Origin of the sequence: Corynebacterium sp. SA-MJD20WY100 (genome assembly GCF_039822565.1) — a bacterium.
GTDB lineage: Bacteria > Actinomycetota > Actinomycetes > Mycobacteriales > Mycobacteriaceae > Corynebacterium > Corynebacterium phoceense_A.
Map to the genome: position 1 here is coordinate 1 of NZ_JBCJKS010000012.1, position 18,159 is coordinate 18,159.

19 protein-coding genes and 2 pseudogenes are annotated in these 18,159 nt (G+C 63.5%); 13 read left to right on the forward strand and 8 right to left on the reverse strand.

Features of this window, described 5'->3' with window-relative positions; all coding sequences use genetic code 11:
- Positions 1-79 precede the first annotated feature (79 nt).
- Positions 80-976, reverse strand: coding sequence for a carbohydrate kinase (locus tag ABJ196_RS07670; protein ID WP_347305922.1), 897 nt, complete (start codon positions 974-976; stop codon positions 80-82).
- 23 nt (positions 977-999) lie between these two features.
- On the opposite strand from ABJ196_RS07670, the gene ABJ196_RS07675 reads away from it, so the two are divergent.
- On the forward strand, positions 1,000-2,316 hold the full coding sequence (locus ABJ196_RS07675; RefSeq protein ID WP_347305924.1) for a glycoside hydrolase family 32 protein: 1,317 nt from the start codon (positions 1,000-1,002) through the stop codon (positions 2,314-2,316).
- Positions 2,317-2,453: 137 nt separating this feature from the next.
- A complete protein-coding gene (locus tag ABJ196_RS07680) occupies positions 2,454-4,439 on the forward strand; it encodes a sucrose-specific PTS transporter subunit IIBC (RefSeq protein WP_347305926.1) in 1,986 nt (661 codons plus the stop codon).
- Positions 4,440-4,579: 140 nt separating this feature from the next.
- Here the strand turns inward: ABJ196_RS07680 and ABJ196_RS07685 are convergent, their stop codons facing one another.
- A complete protein-coding gene (locus ABJ196_RS07685; protein WP_347305928.1) occupies positions 4,580-4,894 on the reverse strand; it encodes a hypothetical protein in 315 nt (104 codons plus the stop codon).
- A 504-nt stretch (positions 4,895-5,398) separates the two neighbouring features.
- On the opposite strand from ABJ196_RS07685, the gene rplN reads away from it, so the two are divergent.
- The 5 genes and pseudogenes from rplN to ABJ196_RS07710 all read left to right on the forward strand — a co-directional run.
- Entirely contained in the window at positions 5,399-5,767 is a 369-nt protein-coding gene (gene rplN, locus ABJ196_RS07690; protein ID WP_257035909.1) for a 50S ribosomal protein L14, read from the forward strand.
- 3 nt (positions 5,768-5,770) lie between these two features.
- Complete coding sequence (rplX, locus tag ABJ196_RS07695) at positions 5,771-6,085, forward strand: 50S ribosomal protein L24 (protein ID WP_066489030.1); 315 nt, start codon at positions 5,771-5,773, stop codon at positions 6,083-6,085.
- Positions 6,086-6,087: 2 nt separating this feature from the next.
- On the forward strand, positions 6,088-6,639 hold the full coding sequence (rplE, locus tag ABJ196_RS07700; RefSeq protein ID WP_257035908.1) for a 50S ribosomal protein L5: 552 nt from the start codon (positions 6,088-6,090) through the stop codon (positions 6,637-6,639).
- A gap of 117 nt (positions 6,640-6,756) precedes the next feature.
- Positions 6,757-7,542, forward strand: a complete 786-nt coding sequence (locus ABJ196_RS07705; RefSeq protein WP_347305931.1) for a formate/nitrite transporter family protein — start codon at positions 6,757-6,759, stop codon at positions 7,540-7,542.
- Between the two features lie 162 nt (positions 7,543-7,704).
- Positions 7,705-7,914, forward strand: a pseudogene (locus ABJ196_RS07710) (hydroxylacyl-CoA dehydrogenase); the annotation flags it as partial.
- Positions 7,915-8,150: 236 nt separating this feature from the next.
- On the opposite strand, the gene ABJ196_RS07715 reads toward ABJ196_RS07710, so the two are convergent.
- The 4 genes from ABJ196_RS07715 to ABJ196_RS07730 form a co-directional block, all read right to left on the reverse strand.
- On the reverse strand, positions 8,151-8,693 hold the full coding sequence (locus ABJ196_RS07715; protein ID WP_347305933.1) for a hypothetical protein: 543 nt from the start codon (positions 8,691-8,693) through the stop codon (positions 8,151-8,153).
- On the reverse strand, positions 8,690-9,523 hold the full coding sequence (fdhD, locus tag ABJ196_RS07720) for a formate dehydrogenase accessory sulfurtransferase FdhD (protein WP_347305935.1): 834 nt from the start codon (positions 9,521-9,523) through the stop codon (positions 8,690-8,692). Before fdhD ends, ABJ196_RS07715 begins: the two co-directional genes overlap by 4 nt.
- Complete coding sequence (locus ABJ196_RS07725) at positions 9,523-9,768, reverse strand: DUF6457 domain-containing protein (RefSeq protein ID WP_347305937.1); 246 nt, start codon at positions 9,766-9,768, stop codon at positions 9,523-9,525. Before ABJ196_RS07725 ends, fdhD begins: the two co-directional genes overlap by 1 nt.
- Positions 9,769-9,842: 74 nt before the next feature.
- Entirely contained in the window at positions 9,843-12,134 is a 2,292-nt protein-coding gene (locus tag ABJ196_RS07730; protein WP_347305939.1) for an FdhF/YdeP family oxidoreductase, read from the reverse strand.
- Between the two features lie 352 nt (positions 12,135-12,486).
- Between ABJ196_RS07730 and rpsH the strand changes: the two genes are divergently transcribed.
- From rpsH to rplO, 6 genes are read left to right on the forward strand one after another with little or no spacing between them, the layout of a single operon-like run.
- On the forward strand, positions 12,487-12,870 hold the full coding sequence (gene rpsH, locus ABJ196_RS07735) for a 30S ribosomal protein S8 (protein WP_257035901.1): 384 nt from the start codon (positions 12,487-12,489) through the stop codon (positions 12,868-12,870).
- A 14-nt stretch (positions 12,871-12,884) separates the two neighbouring features.
- Positions 12,885-13,421 carry a 50S ribosomal protein L6 gene (gene rplF / locus ABJ196_RS07740; RefSeq protein WP_257072119.1) on the forward strand — a complete coding sequence of 179 codons (537 nt, stop codon included), beginning with the start codon at positions 12,885-12,887 and terminating at the stop codon, positions 13,419-13,421.
- Positions 13,422-13,424: 3 nt separating this feature from the next.
- Positions 13,425-13,826 carry a 50S ribosomal protein L18 gene (rplR, locus tag ABJ196_RS07745; RefSeq protein ID WP_347305942.1) on the forward strand — a complete coding sequence of 134 codons (402 nt, stop codon included), beginning with the start codon at positions 13,425-13,427 and terminating at the stop codon, positions 13,824-13,826.
- 40 nt (positions 13,827-13,866) lie between these two features.
- A complete protein-coding gene (gene rpsE / locus ABJ196_RS07750; RefSeq protein ID WP_347305944.1) occupies positions 13,867-14,508 on the forward strand; it encodes a 30S ribosomal protein S5 in 642 nt (213 codons plus the stop codon).
- A gap of 3 nt (positions 14,509-14,511) precedes the next feature.
- Complete coding sequence (gene rpmD, locus ABJ196_RS07755; protein WP_066488994.1) at positions 14,512-14,697, forward strand: 50S ribosomal protein L30; 186 nt, start codon at positions 14,512-14,514, stop codon at positions 14,695-14,697.
- Positions 14,698-14,700: 3 nt separating this feature from the next.
- Entirely contained in the window at positions 14,701-15,153 is a 453-nt protein-coding gene (gene rplO / locus ABJ196_RS07760) for a 50S ribosomal protein L15 (RefSeq protein WP_066488981.1), read from the forward strand.
- A 230-nt stretch (positions 15,154-15,383) separates the two neighbouring features.
- On the opposite strand, the pseudogene ABJ196_RS07765 reads toward rplO, so the two are convergent.
- Positions 15,384-16,469, reverse strand: a pseudogene (locus ABJ196_RS07765) (2,3-butanediol dehydrogenase).
- A gap of 170 nt (positions 16,470-16,639) precedes the next feature.
- Positions 16,640-17,815 (reverse strand): Nramp family divalent metal transporter, encoded by a 1,176-nt coding sequence (locus ABJ196_RS07770; RefSeq protein ID WP_347305947.1) that lies wholly within the window; start codon positions 17,813-17,815, stop codon positions 16,640-16,642.
- Positions 17,816-18,159 lie beyond the last annotated feature (344 nt).

The following is an 18,159-nucleotide window of genomic DNA, read 5'->3' on the forward strand; positions in this document are numbered from 1 at the left end:
AGCCAAGGACCCCAATATCTTGTGCCACGCCCGAACCCCCGGCGAACTAATCAATGCACTCTAAAACCGGAAGAGCCGTCTAACGCGCGGCGGCGATCTTCTGCTGCACCTCCGCGCGCGTGGGCGGGTTGGCACCGCGGCGCGAGACAGTCACGGAGGCTGCGCCTGCGGCAAACGTCAGGATGTCGCGCCACTCGGCGACTGTGAGTTCCTGAAGGTCCGGGGCGCGCAGCTCGCGACGGGTGATCTCGGCCAGGAGCGTACCCATGATGGTATCGCCCGCGCCGATGGTGTCCGCAACATTGGTGCGTACCGGCGGGACCTGGACCTCGGCGCGCGAGGTCTTCACTGAAAGGCCGTCGCTGCCCAGCGTCGTGACGACGACGGGCACGTGCTTGAGCGCGTCCTTGCCGAGGAAGTTCACCTCGTCGTCGCTGAGCTTGAGCAGCGTGACGAATGGGAAGAGGTCCTTCAAGAACGCACGGTGTTCGTCCGTGGCGTAGAATGGGCGGATATTCGGGTCGAGCGCGACCATGGTGCCGCGGCGCGAGAACTGCTTGAGCAGCTCCGCGTAGCGCGAGGCGCCCGGCTCCAGCGCCAGGGAGACCGTGCCGAAGCACGCGATATCCGCCGGGGCGTAGACCGGCTCGACGAGGCGGTCTGCGGTGCCCTCAAGGTAGAAGGTGTAGGAGGCGGAGCGATCGCCCGCCAGGGACGTCACCGCAAGGGTCGTGGGTTCCTCGCCGCGCTGGACGTAGGTGGTGTCCACGCCTTCGTCGCGCAGGCGCGCCACGAGCGCGTTGCCAAAGCCGTCCGTGGACAAGCGCGACTGGAACGCGACGTCGGCGCCTTGGCGCGCGGCCGCGATGGCAACATTAAACGGGCCGCCACCCAGAGCCGGGGTGAGGTCGTGCAGGGGACCGGGCGCGACGGGAACGAGATCAACGAGACCCTCGCCGCAGACGTGAATCTTCATAAAATTCAATACTATCGGGGCGTATGAGTTACCGCCCCCACTTTCATGTATCCCCGCCCGCCGGCCGCCTCAACGATCCGAACGGCATGTTCGTCGACGGCGAGGACCTCCACCTCTACTACCAGCACGATCCCGGCTATCCCCTCGCACCCAAGCGCACAGGCTGGGCACACACCGTGGTGAGCCTCACGCGCCCGGAGCGCCCGCGCCACTTTCCTAATGTGTTGTACCCCGATCATCCCTATGACGCGCATGGCTGCTACTCCGGCGGCGCCGTGCGCGACGGCGACGACCTCTGGCTCTTTTACACGGGCAACCTCAAAGTCGACGGCCGTCGCATTCCCAGCCAGAACCGCGTCCGCGTTACCGACCTGGGCCCCGAGGGCGGCTTCTACGAGCTCGACCCCCACAACCCTGTGATTCCCGATACCGAACCCGGCTTCACCGGCCACTTCCGTGACCCCCAGATTGTCCGCGAGGCCGACGGCCGCTGGCGCATGGTCCTCGGCGCGCAGCGCGAGGATGAGACCGGTGCACTCGTCATGTACCGCTCCACCGACCTCGCGCACTGGGACTTCGAGGGCGAGGTCACCTTCGTGGGCGACGTCCCAGATGCCTACATGTGGGAATGTCCCAATCTCCTCGAGCTTTCCGATGCCGCCACCGGTGCCACGTCGCATGTTCTTGTGGTGTGTCCGCAGTTCCCAGGCCGCGACGAGTGCGGCTACATCGTGGGCCACCTCGAGGGCACGACGTTCACGGTGACTGAGGGCTACCGCATCCTTGACCACGGCCACAATTTCTATGCGCCGCAGCTCATCGCGTATGACGAGGGCGCGGTGCTCGTCGGGTGGATGGGAATGCCAGCCCGCGACGCCACGCCGACCGTCGAGTCCGAGGGCTGGGTCCACACGCTCACCGTCCCGCGCCAGGTGACGCTGCGCGACGGCGCGCTTTACCAGGAGCCTGTGTGGGAGATTCCGGGCTCGTTGACAACCCGCGAGCTCGGCACGTACGAGCTCACCGCCGCGGGCGAGGTGTGCCTGCGCGTCGACTGGGACGGCGCGCAGCTCACCGTCGCCCGCCCGCGCTTCGCGGGCGATGCCGCGGAGCCTGGGACGGCGGCGCTGTCGGTGACGCCGGAGGCGGCGGCATCGGCAAGCGCGGCGGTCGTGCCGGGGGAGTGGGACACGCGCACGGCCGAGTGCGGCGCGGGCGAGCTCGTCCTCAGCGCTGACGGCTGCGCCGTGGAAATCTTCGGCGGCGACGGTCAGGCGGCTTTCGCCGTGCCCGTCTTCGCGCCGGGCGGTGCGGGCTGGGACGGCTGGCGCCGCGTATAAAGCACGATATTTCCAAGGTGAAAGAGGTCAATCTCACGCCCGAGTAGTTGGATTTATGTCCGGAGTGTCAGGTCTAATAGATAAGAAAGCTTTTGCTTTGTCTCACATTAGACATGGTCAAGAAGTAAGGAAGCTCCATGGACCATAAAGAAGTAGCCGCGCGCATCCTCACCGCGCTGGGCGGCGAGGACAATATCGTGGCGATGGCGCACTGCGCCACCCGCCTGCGCACCGTCATCAAAGACGAGAAGAAAATCGACAAGCAAGCCCTCGACAACGACCCTGACCTCAAGGGCATCTTCGAGGCTGGCGGCATGCTCCAGGTCATCGTCGGCCCGGGCGACGTCAACGTCGTGTTCGACGAAATCAACAAGGCGACGTCCAAGGACATCGCCGTGTCGACGGATAACCTCAAGGACATCGCGGCGGGCTCGGGCAACCGCTTCTCGCGTGCCGTGAAGGTGCTGGCCGATATCTTCGTGCCGCTCATCCCGATCCTGCTGGGTGGCGGTCTGTTGATGGCCCTGAACAACGTCCTGTCCCAGGCCGGTTTGTTCGGTGATCAGTCCGTCATCGAGATGTACCCGGCGCTCGCAGACGTCGCTGGCCTTATTAATCTGCTGGCATCTGCGCCGTTTGCGTTCCTGCCCGTCCTCGTGGGCTTTACCGCAACGAAGCGCTTTGGCGGCAACGAGTTCCTCGGCGCGGGTATGGCGATGGCCATGGTGATGCCGGACCTCGTCAACGGGTACAACGTGGCTGCGACCATCGAGGCCGGTGAGATGCCGTACTGGCACATCTTCGGCCTCGACGTCGCGCAGGCCGGCTACCAGGGTTCCATTCTCCCGACGCTCGTTATTTCCTGGATCCTCGCGACCATCGAGAAGTGGCTCCACAAGCGCCTCAAGGGCACCGTGGACTTCATGCTCACCCCGCTGCTCACGCTGTTGGTCACGGGCTTCATTACGTTTGTGCTCATCGGCCCGTTCCTGCGTACCGCGGGCGACTGGCTGGGCCTGGGCTTGGCGAACCTCTACGAGTTCGCGGGTCCTGTGGCCGGCTTCCTCTTCGGTCTCGTCTACTCGCCGATCGTGATCACGGGTCTGCACCAGTCCTTCCCGCCGATCGAGACGATGCTGTGGAACGAGGGCGGTTCCTTCGTCTTCCCGACGGCGTCCATGGCCAATATCGCCATGGGTGGCGCAGCTCTGGCCATCTACTTCCTGACCAAGTCTGACAAGATGAAGGGCCTGGCCGGTGCCTCCGGTATCTCCGCCCTCTTCGGTATTACTGAGCCCGCTATCTTCGGTGTGAACCTGCGCCTGCGCTGGCCGTTCTACATCGGCATGGGGGCTTCCGCTATTGCCTCCATGATGATCGCCATCCTCGACGTCAAGGCCACCGCGCTCGGTGCCGCAGGCTTCATCGGCGTCGTGTCCATCCGTCCGGAGGACTACGGCCAGTTCCTGCTGTGCTGCGTGCTTTCCCTCGTGGTGTCCTTTGGCGCAACCTTTGCGTATGGCCGCGTGCTTATCTCCCGCAATGGCACCATTGATCCTGACGCGACCGACGTCCCGGCCGCTGCCGCCGACGGTGCTGCCCCGTCGGCTGTCGCCGATCCGAACGCTTTCCGCATCGCCTCGCCGCTGTCCGGCACAGCCATCGCGCTGTCTTCCGTGTCTGACCCGATGTTTGCCGCGGGCAAGCTCGGCGCCGGTGCCGCCGTGGAGCCGACCGTGGGCAAGCTCGTCGCGCCCATCGACGGCAAGGTGACCGTCACGTTCCCCTCTGGTCACGCCTACGCTGTGCGCGGCAAGGACGCCGCGGGCAAGAACGTGGACATCCTCATGCACATCGGTTTCGACACTGTGAACCTCAAGGGCGAGCACTTCACCCCGCACGTGGAGAAGGGCGACGAGGTCAAGGCCGGCGACGTCCTGTGCGAGTTCGACATCGAGGCCATCAAGGCCGCCGGCTACCCGGTGACCACTCCGGTCGTCGTGTCCAACTCGAAGAAGACCGGCCCGGTGCTCCCTGCCTACAGGGCGGGCGAGACCATCGACTTCGGTGACCCGCTCGCTACGGTTGACCCGAAACCCGAGCCTGCCGATGCCCCCGCCTAACCCAGGCTAGCTTCCTCGCCGTCCAGCATGCGCTGGGCGGCGTTGCTGCTTTTCGCGACAATCAAGGAACCGAAATCCGGTAGTTTGAGGCCCTTCGTTGTCGTGAAATCCTTCAAGGCAACCGGTTTGCGTGTGGGGGTTTAGCGCGCGGCGGCGTGGATGTCGTCGAGGAATACGCCGTAGCTCGAGCGCAGTGCAGTGAGCGGTCCGACGATGAGCTCCTGCGAGGTTGCGGCGATTTCCTTGCGCAGGGCGCGCCGGGTGCGGGCCTTGACGCCGGCGCCGATGACGCCGCCGAAGGCTGCCGAGATGAGTCCCAGCACGATGCCAAGGAGGAGGCCGCCCAGAATGAGCAGCGTGGGGTACGGCCAGCCCTCGATTTCCGGGGTGAGGTCTGCGCCGAAAAGCGGCGTGAGTGCGCCGGGGATGAAGGCCGCGGCGAGGTACCACAGCACGCCCACAAGGGCAGCGAGGAGTGCGAGCCACTGGATGAAGGTGAGGATGCCCCAAGGCTTCGAGGGCTGTGCAGGCAGGCGGCCGCGGCGTAGGAGCGCAGGCCCTTGTTGGCCTGGGCGCGGCCTGCCGCGTCGAGCGGCGGCAGGGAGGTGCGGTGCACGCCCGTGTCGTCCAAGGCTTCGCGCAGGCCGAGGCGGCGCAGCGGGTCGGCGCGCAGCCGGTCTAGACCGGAAAGAGATGTGTCAGTCACGCGCTCCATTGTTGCAGCTCGCACACATAAACGGGAGATTTGGCCCAGGTGGGGTGGATATGGTTGAATATTCAGGTTGCTTGTGGCCGGTCGGTACCGGCGGTTGATTTCCGAACTGCCAGCCCCGAGACCCCTCGACAGCACGGCTCCGCCGCGCAGGTTCGTTGTAGAGTCGCAAGCCGCATGTACATAGACCGCGTGTGTCAAGGACGGAAATCTTGGCGCACATTAATCCAGGTCAAGGAGACCCATAGTGATTCAGCAAGAATCGCGTCTGCGCGTCGCCGACAACTCCGGTGCACGAGAGATTCTCGTCATCCGCGTTCTCGGCGGCTCCGTGCGACGCTTCGCTGGCATTGGCGACGTTGTTGTCGCGACTGTCAAGGACGCTGCCCCCGGTGGCAACGTCAAGGAGGGTGAGGTCGTCAAGGCCGTCATCGTCCGTGCAAAGAAGGAGACCCGTCGTCCGGACGGCTCCTACATCCGCTTCGACGAGAATGCTGCCGTTCTGCTCAAGAACGACTCCGAGCCCCGCGGTACCCGCATCTTCGGCCCGGTTGCTCGTGAGCTGCGTGACAAGAAGTTCATGAAGATTGTTTCTCTCGCACCGGAGGTGATCTAACTTATGAAGATCCATAAGGGCGACATGGTTGTCGTTATTTCCGGTCCGGATAAGGGCGCCCAGGGCAAGGTCATCGAGGCCTACCCGGCCCGCGAGCGCGTCCTTGTTGAGGGCGTCAACCGCATCAAGAAGCACGTTGCCAACTCTGCCGACGAGCGCGGCGCACAGTCCGGCGGCGTCGTCACGCAGGAAGCTCCGATCCACGTGTCCAACGTTGCCATCGTTGACTCGGAGGGTAACCCGACCCGTGTCGGTTACCGCTTCGACGAGAACGGCAAGAAGGTCCGTATCGCGCGTAGCAACGGGAAGGACATCTAATCATGAGCGAGAACTACACCCCGCGTCTGAAGACTCGCTACCGCGAGGAAATCAAGAACACCCTCAACGAGGAGTTCAAGTACGACAACGTCATGCAGATCCCGGGCGTCGTCAAGGTCGTCGTCAACATGGGTGTCGGCGACGCTGCTCGCGACTCCAAGCTGATCAACGGCGCTCTCGAGGACCTGACCAAGATCACCGGTCAGAAGCCGCAGGTTCGCCGCGCACGCAAGTCCATCGCAAACTTCAAGCTGCGTGAGGGCATGCCCATCGGCGCCCGCGTCACCCTTCGTGGCGACCGCATGTGGGAGTTCCTGGACCGCCTGCTGACCATCGCGCTGCCGCGTATTCGCGACTTCCGTGGTCTGTCTGACCGTCAGTTCGACGGCCGTGGCAACTACACCTTCGGTCTCTCCGAGCAGTCCATGTTCTACGAGATCGACATCGACTCCATTGACCGCCCGCGCGGCATGGACATCACCGTTGTCACCACCGCCACCACGGACGAGGAAGGCCGCCGCCTGCTCAAGGAGCTCGGCTTCCCGTTCAAGTAAGCTTCGCTTACCCACCCCAGCTTTCCGATGCCCCCTTTCCGGCACCGTAGGCTGGGGTTTTGGCATGTCTAGGGGGTAAAATAGATGGGTCTTATCTTCTAGATCTCAAGGACTGAAATGTCGCTTAACGACTCCGTCGCCGCTGCGGTAAATAAAAAGACCATCCTGCTCGATGAATCGCCGTTCCGGTTCATTGTGCGTTCCATCCTCGCGGGTGTGTACCTGCTCATCGGTACCGCGTTTGCGGGTGTTGTGGGGCAGGCAGTGGAGGGCCATTTCCCGGGCCTGGGCAGCGTGACCTTCGCCTTCCTCTTCGGCTTGGGCCTGTTCGCCATCATCATCCTGGGCGCGGATCTCGCGACCGGCAACATGATGTTCATGATCTACGGTGCCGTGAACAAACAGGTCTCGTGGGGCAAGGCCTTCTGGCTCATCCTTGTTACCACCGTGTTCAACCTCGTGGGCACAGCACTGTTTGCGGCGGCGCTCGGCGTCTCAGCGAAGTTCGGCGACCTGCCGGTGGACCACCTCATCGTGACGCTCACCGAAGGCAAACTGGCCAAGGACCCGATGGGCCTGCTCGTCGAGGGTATCCTCGCCAACTTCGTGGTCAACATGTCCATTGTGGGCGGCATCTTCGCCAAAGAGATTATCTCGAAGTTCATCGTCATCGTCCCGCTCATCGCGGCCTTCGTGGGCATGGGCCTCGAGCACGTCATCGCGAACTTCTGCCTGGTCTGCCTTACCTTCTTCGACGCGGTGTCCATGCCGGAGCACTTCAGCCTCGCGTCGGTGCTCACCAACTGGGGCATCGTCTGGGTGGGCAACGTCATCGGCGGCGGCTTCCTCATCGGCGGCGTCTACGCCTGGCTCAATAAGGGGCCGGAGGCGTACCGGGACTAGCCTCCACTGTGACCTTTCGCGCGGCGCTTCGTTGACGCGGGATGGGAAGTGCGCATGACTGATGCGCGCGCGGAGCTCGCGGACGGCGTGGACGTCGTCTAGGAGGCAGGCCCGGCGAAGCTCGAGTTCAAACCTGACAACTTTGCGCGGCTCGCATCGCTCACAGACACGGCGATCCTGCCGTCGACGTTGGCGGAGGCAAACCCGGCCGTGGGCCGGATCGTTATCGGCCACCCGTTCACGCCGCCGGCGCTCATGCCAGTGCTCGAGGTCTATACGCAGCCTTGCTTTGAGCCCAGCGCGCTGAAGAAGGAAATCCCGGGCCGCATCCAGAAGGTGGTCATGTGGGAGGCCATCTCGCTCGTGTACTAGGGCGTGATCGACGCCAAGGACCTCGACACCACCGTGCGCAACGCGACCGGCCCTTTCGAATCCAACCGCCACGGCGGCGCCCCAGACAGCACCCAGGTCGATCATCGAGCTCGTCGCGGGTGTCCCGGACATGTCAGACTTCGACGAGGCGACCTTCGAGGCCGGCACCCGCCGCCGCAATGCGTTGGTGTGCGGCTTCCTTGACGTGCGTGAGACACACTAGGGCTGACTAGGGGCTACTCGGGGCGCAGGATACGCTGCGCGACCTCGACGTCGGGGTTCGCGGCGCGCAGAGCGTCGAGGATGTCGTCGCCCGCGAGCCGCAGATCGTCGTCCGTGAGCGGGTCGAGGGCCTCGAGGAGGAAGAGCGCGTCCGTCGTCTCCGCCGTCGGTGCGACGCGGTGCTCGGGGCGGAAGCGACGCGCGGCGGTCCCGGCTGCGTCGCGGACGGTCGCGGCGGCGACGTCGACGCGCACGGCCCCCTCGAAGCCGTCGAGAGCGAACACCGTGACTGGCAGCTCGAAGCGGCGGGCGACGGTGGTGCCGAGGGTGACCAAGGGGGCATCGGAAGGCTGGGCGCCGAGCTCAAAGAGCGCGGGGTCGAGGCCGAAGCTCTGCCAGGCTGTGCGCCACGCGGCGACGTGGGGCTGGAAGGCCGAGGGCTCTGCGGCAGCGTCGGTGGTGGGCGCCTGGGCGCCGCGGACCGCGATGAGCAGGGCGCGGTAGTCCGGGCGCGGCGTGTCGAGCTCGACGTCGACGAGGAAATCGATGAGACTCATTTTTTCAGCTTCCCGGAGTAGAGGTTGAAGCGGTCGCCGCGCGCGAAGCCGACGAGGGCCATGCCGGTCTCGCGCGCGGTCTCCACGGCGAGCGAGGACGCGGCGGAGACGGCGACGAGCATGCCGAAGCCGGCCATGGCGGCCTTCTGGACGAGCTCGAAGCTGGCGCGGGAGCTCATGACGAGGATGAGATCGTCCGCGGGCAGGCGGCCTTCCATAAGCAGGTGGCCGATGACCTTGTCCGCAGCATTGTGGCGGCCGACGTCCTCGCGAATGACCACGGGTTCGCCGTCTAGGGTGAAGGCACCCGCGGCGTGGATGCCGCCGGTCTTGCGGAACTGCTTCTGGCCCTCGCGTAGCTTACCGGGTAGCTGCGCGATAACGAGCGGGTCGACCGGGATGTGGGGGATGGGATACCGGGTCTTCTTGGTGAGCTCCTCGATGGACGAGGTGCCGCACACGCCGCACGCAGAGTTGGTGAGCGTGAGACGCAGGTCTTTGAGCGAGATGACGTTGTCGTCGCGCATCTCGACGTCGAGCAGGTTGTACGTGTTGACGCCGTCGCGCGTGGCGCCCTCGCAGTACTTGGCGGTCTCGATGTCGCGGGCGGCCTGAATGTGTCCCTCGGAGTAAAGGAAGCCGTGGGCGAGCTCGATATCGTGGCCCGGGGTGCGCATGGTGGTGGTGAGTGTCTGGCCGTCGACGCGAATTTCCAGCGGCTCCTCCCCGGCGACGGAATCAGCGCGGGTGTCGACTTGGATGACCTCGGTGCGGTCCTCGTTGAGCCGCACTTTGGTCACCGCGAAGTTGGAAGTTACGCGGCCCGCCACTACTGCACGGCCTCGTTGAGTTTGGCGATATTGGCGCGGGCTTCCTCGACGTCCTTGCTGGCCAGGCCCACGACGAAGGCGGTGAGCGGCGCGGCCGGACGCGAACGGTTGTGGGCGACGTTCTTTGTAAGGTCGAGGAGCTCGCGGATGAGCGCGGTGGCGTCCTTGGGGTCGAGACCGAGCGTGGTGGCGGCTTCCTCAAGCCATTCGTGGGCGGTCTGGATGGGATCCTTGTCTTCAGTCATGAACTCAACTGTAGTCGTGGACCTGCCCAAGACCGCGAAAGTCCCGCACGGGGCGGGACTTTCAGGCGGCGGGCTTAGAGATCGTTGGCGTTCTTGCCCGTGGGCTCGAGGTGGACCACGAGCGACTTGGAGACCGGGGTCTCCGAGCCCTTGGCCATGTGCTCGACTGGCACCAGGATATTGAGCTCCGGGAAGTAGCCGCCCACGCAATCCTTGGCGATGTTGTATTCGACCAGACGGAAGTTCGGCGCGACGCGTCGGCCGGACTCGTACTCGGAGACGACGTCGACGATGTCGCCGTCCTTGAGGCCGCGCTGGATGAGATCTTCCTTGCGGATGAAGATCACGCGACGGCCGCCGCGGACACCGCGGTAGCGGTCATCGAGACCGTAGGAGATGGTGTTGTACTGGTCGTGGCTGCGCACGGTGGTAAGTAGCAACTGGTCGCCTTCAAGCTCGATAGTGTCCGTCTCGTTGATGGTGAGCTGCGCCTTGCCGTCCGAGGTATTGAAGATACGCTCGCGGGCCGCGTGCGGGAGCATAAAGCCGCCGGGGCGCTTCAAGCGCTCGTTGTAGTTCTCGAAGCCAGGGATGACGTTCGCGATGTGGTCGCGGATGACGTCATAGTTGTCCATCATCGGGCGCCAGAAGGCGTCGCCGAAGGCGCGCTCGCCGATGTTGCAGATGATCTGCACCTCGGAGTGGAGGTCCAGGTCGCGGTTGGCGCGGCGCTTGGGGAAGGACGCGGAAACCTTGGAGTCCGATGCCTCGACAGAGACCTTCTGCGGGCCGGAGGCCTGGATGTCCACGTCTGTGCGGGAGCGGACCGGCAGGATGAGCGACTTCTCGCCCGGCCACGCGCACGTGCCGTTGAGCTTCGTGAGCATATGAGCCGAGAGCTTGGTGGCGGTCATGCCGTCCTCAAGCGCCGTGGTGTCCGACATCGCACGGATGTAGTTGCCGCCCAGCGACATGAAGAAGTCCACGTTCTTATCGCGCAGCTGGATACCCGCGCCGGTGGAGGAGACGCCGTGCTTGCGCGGGACGTCGAAGCCGAATTCTTCTTCCATGTTGGCGAGGAACCACTCCGGCATCTTCTCCGAGATACCCATGGTGCGGTCGCCCTGGACGTTGGAGTGGCCGCGGAACGGGGCCGAGCCGGCGCCCGGCTTGCCGTAGTTACCCGTGAGCAGCAGGAAGTTCATCATCTCCTGGATGGTGGCCACGGCATTGCGGTGCTGCGTAACACCCAGCGTCCACGCGAGGACGACGGTCTCTGCCTCCTCAACGTAGTCGACGATCTTCTTCACCTCGCGCTGGGAGACTCCGGAGCCGCGCTCGAGGGCGGCATCGTCAAGCGAGTTAAGGTGCGCGATGGTCTCGTCGACGTTGGAGCAGAACTCATTGAGGAACTTGCGGTCAAGCAGGTCGCGGCGGATCACCTCGCGGTTGATCTGCTGGAACAGCGCGCGGTCGCCGTCGAGGCGGACCTGCACGTATTCGTCGCTGATCTTGTCCGCGATGCCCAGGGCACCCTTGACAGACTGGGGCTCCTTGAACTTCATGAGGCCCGTTTCCGGCATCGGGTTGATGGTGATGAACTTGCCGCCGTTTTCCTTCTGCTTCTTAAACGCAGTAAGCGAACGCGGGTGGTTCGTGCCGGGGTTCTGGCCCACGGAGATGATGAGGTCCGTGTTGTACATGTCCTGCATGACGATGGAGCCCTTGCCCACGCCCACGGTCTTGGCGAGCGCCACACCCGTGGAGTCGTGGCAGAGGTTCGCGCAATCTGGCAGGTTATTGGAGCCGTGGCGGCGGCCCAGCACGCCAAAGATAAACGCGGACTCGTTGACAGCCGTGCCGGAGGTGTAGAAGATGGCGCGGTCCGGATCCGTCGCCTTGAGCTGCTCCGCGATGAGGTCGTAGGCCTCGTCCCAGCTCACCGGATGGTACTTCTCGTCGCCGCGCGAGCGGTCGTAGAGCATGGGCTCAGTGAGGCGGCCGAGCTGGTCGAGTTCGTAGTCCGTCATCTCGCGCATCTGCTGCACGGTGGTGTTCGCGAAGAATTCGCGGGTAACGCGCTTGGGCGTGGTCTCCTGAGCGATGGCCTTCGCGCCGTTCTCACAGAACTCGACGAAGTTGATATCGCCCTGCGCCGGTTCCGGCCAGGCGCAGCCGGGGCAGTCGATGCCGCCGTGCTGGTTCATTTTGAGCAGCGGCACGAGCGCGCGGTTAGGGATGGCCTTCTCCATGGCGTGGTACACGCCGCCCACGCCGGCTGCGGCGGTGACGCGGTTGCCGATGCGCGGGTTATCGAAGCGGTTGGCCACAGGATTGGCACGGGAGACAGTTGCGATGGAGGTCATGGTCACAGTCTAGCGACTAGCAGCGGAAATTTTGGAAAAACCCAGGTCGCCGTGTAACCTAGAACCTTGGACTCATGCCCGGGTGCTGTTTGTGCAGCTCACGGCGTTATGGGATACCAAAATTCAAGAATTTCATTTCAACTTTGTTGTAGGCCCACCGCCCCGCCGTGGCGGACCGTGTATGCATCAAAGGGCAGCGAGCGCCGGCGGTATTGACCGTCCGGGGCGATAAGTGGCCCGAAATCACACGGACAACGCACGTCCTTTTTATTGAGGGCGCGGGGTGGCGTCGCGTTAACGCGATGCGCACTTACGCGGGAACCGCAACGAGAAAGGTAACGGTCACTTAACCATGACCATGACTGATCCTATCGCCGACATGCTGTCGCGCGTGCGCAACGCAAACCACGCGCACCACGACACCGTGTCGATGCCGACCTCCAAGATTAAGGCCAACATCGCCGAGATCCTGAAGAAGGAAGGCTACATCGCTGATTACACCGTCGAGGGCCGCGAGCTCTCGCTCGAGCTGAAGTACAACAACCGTGAGCGCTCCCTGTCGGGCCTGCGTCGCGTGTCGAAGCCGGGCCTGCGTGTGTACGCAAAGTCCACCAATCTGCCGAAGGTCCTGGGCGGCCTGGGCGTGGCTATCATCTCCACGTCCCAGGGTCTGCTCACCGACCGTGAGGCTCAGGAGAAGGGCGTAGGCGGAGAAGTTCTCGCCTACGTCTGGTAAGGGAGGATTGACACATGTCTCGTATCGGTCTCGCACCAATCACCGTCCCGTCCGGCGTTGACATCAACATCAACGGCCAGGATGTAGAGATCAAAGGTTCCAAGGGCACGCTGCACGTCGCCATGCCGGAGCCGATCACTGCTGTCGTCGAAGACGGCGAGCTCAAGGCCGTTCGTCCGGACGACGAGCGCAAGCACCGCGCTCTGCACGGCCTGACTCGCTCCCTGCTCAACAACGCCGTCGTTGGCGTTACTGAGGGCTACACCATCAAGATGGAAATCTTCGGTGTTGGTTACCGTGTTGCACTCAAGGGCAAGGACCTCGAGTTCTCGCTGGGTTACTCCCACCCGATCCTCATCAAGGCACCGGAGGGAATCACCTTCGCAGTCGACGGCGCTACCAAGCTGTCGGTTTCTGGTATTGACAAGCAGCTGGTCGGACAGATCGCCGCGAACATCCGCCGTCTGCGTAAGGACGATCCTTACAAGGGCAAGGGTATTCGTTACGACGGCGAGCAGATCCGCCGCAAGGTCGGAAAGACGGGTAAGTAAGCAATGGCAAACACTGAGAATTCCAAGCGCACCCCGGTCGGCAAGGACATCTCCACGCGTCGTCGTGAAGCCCGTGCTCGCCGCCACTTCCGCATCCGTAAGACCCTGCGCGGCACCGCTGAGGCTCCGCGCCTGGTCGTGCACCGCACGTCGCGCCACATGCACGTGCAGGTCATCGACGACCTCGCTGGCCACACGCTCGTCGCTGCTTCCACCATGGAAGCCGACGTGCGCGCCATCGATGGTGACAAGAAGGCCAAGGCCGCTAAGGTTGGCGAGCTCGTTGCTGAGCGCGCCAAGGCTGCTGGCATCGAGAAGGTCGTCTTCGACCGCTCGGGCTACCAGTACCACGGTCGCGTTGCCGCTCTGGCAGACGCCGCACGTGAAGGTGGTCTGAAGTTCTAATGATCAACGCAAACGGAAACATCAACGGAAGGAACGCCTAATGTCGGACCGTGAACAGCGTGACGGCGGACGCTCCGCCGAGAACAACGGTCGTAACAACGACCGCAAGAACGGCGGACGTCGTAACGACCGCCGCAACGACCGTCGCAACCAGCAGGATGCTGAGCGCGACAAGTACATCGAGCGCGTTGTGACCATCAACCGCGTCTCCAAGACCGTCAAGGGTGGCCGCAACATGTCGTTCACCGCCCTCGTGGTCGTGGGCGACGGCCAGGGCATGGTCGGCGTCGGCTACGGCAAGGCCAAGGAAGTTCCGGCCGCCATCCAGAAGGGTGCCGAAGAGGCTCGCAAGAACTTCTTCCGCGTCCCGATGATCGCCGGCACCATCACCCACCCGGTTGAGGGTCGCGACGCCGCCGGCATCGTCATGATGAAGCCGGCTGCCCCCGGTACTGGTGTCATCGCTGGCGGCGCTGCCCGCCCGGTGCTCGAGTGCGCCGGTGTCCAGGACATCCTCGCGAAGTCCCTGGGTTCCGACAACGCCCTCAACGTCGTCCGCGCTACCGTGGACGGCCTCAAGCAGCTGGTCCGCCCCGAAGAGGTCGCTGCCCGTCGTGGCAAGACCGTCGAAGAGGTCACCCCGGCCCGTATGCTGCGCAAGCGCGCAGGTCAGGAGGCATAAACAATGGCTCTGAAGATTACTCAGGTAAAGGGCCTGGTGGGCACCAAGCCGAACCACCGCGCGAACATGGAGGCTCTCGGCCTCAAGCGCATCGGTCAGTCCGTTGTTAAGCAGGACACCCCGATCATCCGCGGCATGGTTCAGAAGGTTCGCCACCTGGTCACCGTCGAAGAAGTGGCAGGGGAGTAAACCATGGCTGACATCATCAAGCTCCACGACCTGCGCCCGACCAAGGGCGCTAACAAGCCGAAGACCCGCGTTGGCCGCGGTGAGGCATCCAAGGGTAAGACCGCTGGTCGCGGTACCAAGGGCACCAAGGCTCGTAAGCAGGTTTCGGCCGCTTTCGAGGGTGGCCAGATGCCGATCCACATGCGGCTGCCGAAGCTCAAGGGCTTCAAGAATCCGAACCACGTCGAGTACCAGGTTGTCAACGTTGCCGACCTGGCCAAGGCGTTCCCGAACGGTGGCGACGTCACGAAGGCTGACATCGTCGCAGCTGGCCTGGTTCGCAAGAACCAGCCGGTCAAGGTTCTGGGCAACGGTGAGCTCAGCGTCAAGCTGAACGTCACCGCTGACAAGTTCTCCAAGTCCGCAGTGGAGAAGATCGAGGCTGCCGGTGGTTCCACCACCGCTGCCGCGAAGTAATTAGCGGAAGATAACGCCTCACCATCGGGTGGGGCGTTTCTTTATGCCCAGCTTGCCGATGCCTTTTCCGCATCCAGGCATGCTGGATTGCCCGTTCTCTCTGCCAGGAGAACGGGTTTCTTCCTGTTGTGGTATTCGCACAACATCAACCTGCTATTCACGTTGGTTCCCCGCCTTTAATCCACGGCACCAGGTATCCGCCTTTGTGGCGCACCCTCGCAGGGCCAACGCTACTTGTGCAGGGCGGTCTCGTCGGTGGTGACGAGGATCTCTACGGCGGCTTCATTGCGGTGAATGAGGGTGTTGAAGCCCTCGTTGATGAGGTTGTCGACGTGGATCTTGCCCGTGATAAACGGCGTGAGGTCGAGCTTGCCGGACTCTACAAGTTCGATGGCCTCAGGGTGGTTACTCACGTAGCTGATGGTGCCGCGAACGTCGAGCTCCTTGAGTACGATCTTCTGCATGTCGACCTCAGCCTTCTTGCCCCAGATGGGCACGATGACCAGGGCAGCCTGCGGGCGAAGAGCCTCGAACAACATATCGAGCACGGGCTGGACGGCGGTTCACTCGAAGTCGTAGTCAGCACCCTTTCCAGCGGTGAGTTTGCGAACCTCCTCGACGACGTCGACCTCCTTGGGGCCGAAGGCGTAGTCGGCGGAGCCGGCATCTAGAGCTTTTGGCGGCGTAATTGGGACAGCTCGCTGGTGGTGACGGTGGCTGCCGTGGCGTGCAACACCGCACCAGTGAGCAGGCCGATGGGGCCGGCACCGCCCACGACGGCAACGTCGCGCGGCTTGATCTCGCCGGCGCGCTTGACAGCATGTACGGCGACCGATAGTGGCTCGATGAGTGCGGCTTCATCGAGTGGCATGTCCGGAGAGATGTTGTGGATCCACCGCCGCTTGACGGCGGTCTATTCTGCCAGTCCACCGCCCGCGGCCAGCTAAGCCGATGAAGTTCATGTCCTTGGCTAGATGGTAGCTCTTGTTGCCCGGCGTGGTATCAACCTCCTCGGAGATGATGTAGGGTTCGAGCACCACGTGGTCGCCCACAGCCAGGGCGTCGACGCCCACGCAGAGTGCCTCCACCACACCGAAGAACTCGTGGCCGAGAGGGACGGGAGATTCCTCGCCAGAGGCGGGCTGGGGGTGTCCCCGCGGCGGGCAGAAGATTGGGCCATCGAGGCGCTCATGAGGGTCAGTTCCACAAATGCCGCACCAGGCAGCCTTGATCAGTGCTTCACCGGGCGCGGCGGTGGGTTCTGGGATGTCTTCGATGCGGATGTCCCCGCGGTCATAGAAACGAGCTGCTTTCATGACGTCCTCCCTTAGCATGGATGTCTTTTTGATAGCAGTATAAGTCGCGCAAACATGACTATTCAGTGATCAAGATCGCGATACAAGGGCAGTGCAGAAGCGAGCCCAGATCTGCGAGGTGATGAGTCCAATTCGTGCTGCGCCCTTGCACCACCTCTATCGGCTAGGGTCTAGTTGAAAGCTGTGGCCACGAGGGCGAGGTTGAGCGTGATGACTGCGGCGGAAAGTACAACGGCGACGGCGCGCGAGCATCGCCCGGCAGCCCAGCGACCCATGATGGCCGGGGCACTCACGAAGCGCATGAGCGGAACGAGCGCAAACGGGATACCGAGTGAGAGCACAGCCTGGCTGATGATGAGCGCGGTGGAAGGCTCGACACCAACGGCGATGATGATAAACGCCGGAACGAGAGTCGCAGTGCGCCGCACAACTACGGGGATGTGGGCACCGAGCAGACCAGACATAATCTCAGAACCTGCGAGCGTTCCCACGGAAGTCGAGGCCAAACCACTGGCGAAGAGCCCGAGCGCGAAGAGTACGCCGACGACGTTGCCAAGGTGAGCAGCGATGGCGCCGTGGGCGCCGGCGATGGTGTCAGTGCCGGGCACATCGGGCAGGCTCTCCGCAGCGAGGAGCAGGAGCCCGACGTTGACCGCGCCTGCGACGCTGAGGGCGATGATGATGCTGTGGCGGGTGTGCGCGAGCAGGTGATCGATATTGTCGGAGCCATGGCCTTTGACTAGGGCGGAGTGGAGATAAATCGCGTGCGGCATCACGGTGGCACCGAGCATCGAGGCGGCGAGCACAATGGATTCGCGGCCGTGGAGCTGCGGGATGAGGCCGGCGGCGGTATCGGAAGCATCGGGTGGATTAACGAAGAGCCCCGCGAGGAAACCGGCGGAGATGAGGATGAGGAGACCCACGACGGTCTTTTCGAAGAGTGAACGGCCGCGCTGGAAGACAAGTAGCCCGAGGGAGATGGCGCCAGTGATAACCGCCCCAAGCAGCAGCGGAAGATCGAAGAGGAGCTGCAAAGCGATGGCGCCGCCGATGATTTCGGCGAGGTCGGTGGCGGCGGCGACGAACTCAGCCTGCGCCCAGAAAGCGTAGCGCCCAACGCGGGGCAGACGATCACCGAGAACCTCGGTGAGCGAAGCGCCAGTGACGATACCCAGCTTGGCCGATTGATATTGGATAAACATGGCCATGAGGTTGGCCACGACGAGCACCCACGTGAGTTGGTAGCCGAACTGCGCGCCAGCCGAGATGTTGGCGGCGACATTGCCGGGATCAACGTACGCGATGGATGCGACTAGTGCTGGGCCGAGCGTTGCCCACAATGACATATATGCTCCTCACATTCGCGACAGCGTCCGCAGCCGTCGTAACTACTGTAGCCCGCTGCGGGCTCAACGTTAGAAGTGGGAATCCTTCCATTACCGGCACGTGCCCATACCGGTAGCAGGAGGAGTTGGAACGGGCGGTTTCGCGTCACGGTGTAAGTGTGAGGGTGCACCAGGTAAGCCGTCGACTGTCATCGAAGGTTGGGATGCGCAGGCGTTCTGCCAAAAATCCCTACGAGCGGGGTATCGAAAGCTTCGTTGGTGAATGTGGCACCGCCGATGTATCCGGCGGCGGAATCCTGGCGGATCATAGGGTGAGATTTTGTGCCGACATATTGTGGCACCGC

Bases quoted from the DNA above. Each gene is read 5' to 3' on its own strand.
- rplO (WP_066488981.1), top strand. From the start codon at position 14,701: ATGGCTGACATCATCAAGCTCCACGACCTGCGCCCGACCAAGGGCGCT.
- ABJ196_RS07675 (WP_347305924.1), top strand. From the start codon at position 1,000: ATGAGTTACCGCCCCCACTTTCATGTATCCCCGCCCGCCGGCCGCCTC.
- rpsE (WP_347305944.1), top strand. From the start codon at position 13,867: ATGTCGGACCGTGAACAGCGTGACGGCGGACGCTCCGCCGAGAACAAC.
- rplE (WP_257035908.1), top strand. From the start codon at position 6,088: ATGAGCGAGAACTACACCCCGCGTCTGAAGACTCGCTACCGCGAGGAA.
- rplX (WP_066489030.1), top strand. From the start codon at position 5,771: ATGAAGATCCATAAGGGCGACATGGTTGTCGTTATTTCCGGTCCGGAT.
- ABJ196_RS07670 (WP_347305922.1), bottom strand. From the start codon at position 976: ATGAAGATTCACGTCTGCGGCGAGGGTCTCGTTGATCTCGTTCCCGTC.
- ABJ196_RS07730 (WP_347305939.1), bottom strand. From the start codon at position 12,134: ATGACCTCCATCGCAACTGTCTCCCGTGCCAATCCTGTGGCCAACCGC.
- rpmD (WP_066488994.1), top strand. From the start codon at position 14,512: ATGGCTCTGAAGATTACTCAGGTAAAGGGCCTGGTGGGCACCAAGCCG.
- rpsH (WP_257035901.1), top strand. From the start codon at position 12,487: ATGACCATGACTGATCCTATCGCCGACATGCTGTCGCGCGTGCGCAAC.
- ABJ196_RS07770 (WP_347305947.1), bottom strand. From the start codon at position 17,815: ATGTCATTGTGGGCAACGCTCGGCCCAGCACTAGTCGCATCCATCGCG.
- rplF (WP_257072119.1), top strand. From the start codon at position 12,885: ATGTCTCGTATCGGTCTCGCACCAATCACCGTCCCGTCCGGCGTTGAC.
- rplR (WP_347305942.1), top strand. From the start codon at position 13,425: ATGGCAAACACTGAGAATTCCAAGCGCACCCCGGTCGGCAAGGACATC.
- ABJ196_RS07725 (WP_347305937.1), bottom strand. From the start codon at position 9,768: ATGACTGAAGACAAGGATCCCATCCAGACCGCCCACGAATGGCTTGAG.
- ABJ196_RS07705 (WP_347305931.1), top strand. From the start codon at position 6,757: ATGTCGCTTAACGACTCCGTCGCCGCTGCGGTAAATAAAAAGACCATC.
- ABJ196_RS07715 (WP_347305933.1), bottom strand. From the start codon at position 8,693: ATGAGTCTCATCGATTTCCTCGTCGACGTCGAGCTCGACACGCCGCGC.
- ABJ196_RS07680 (WP_347305926.1), top strand. From the start codon at position 2,454: ATGGACCATAAAGAAGTAGCCGCGCGCATCCTCACCGCGCTGGGCGGC.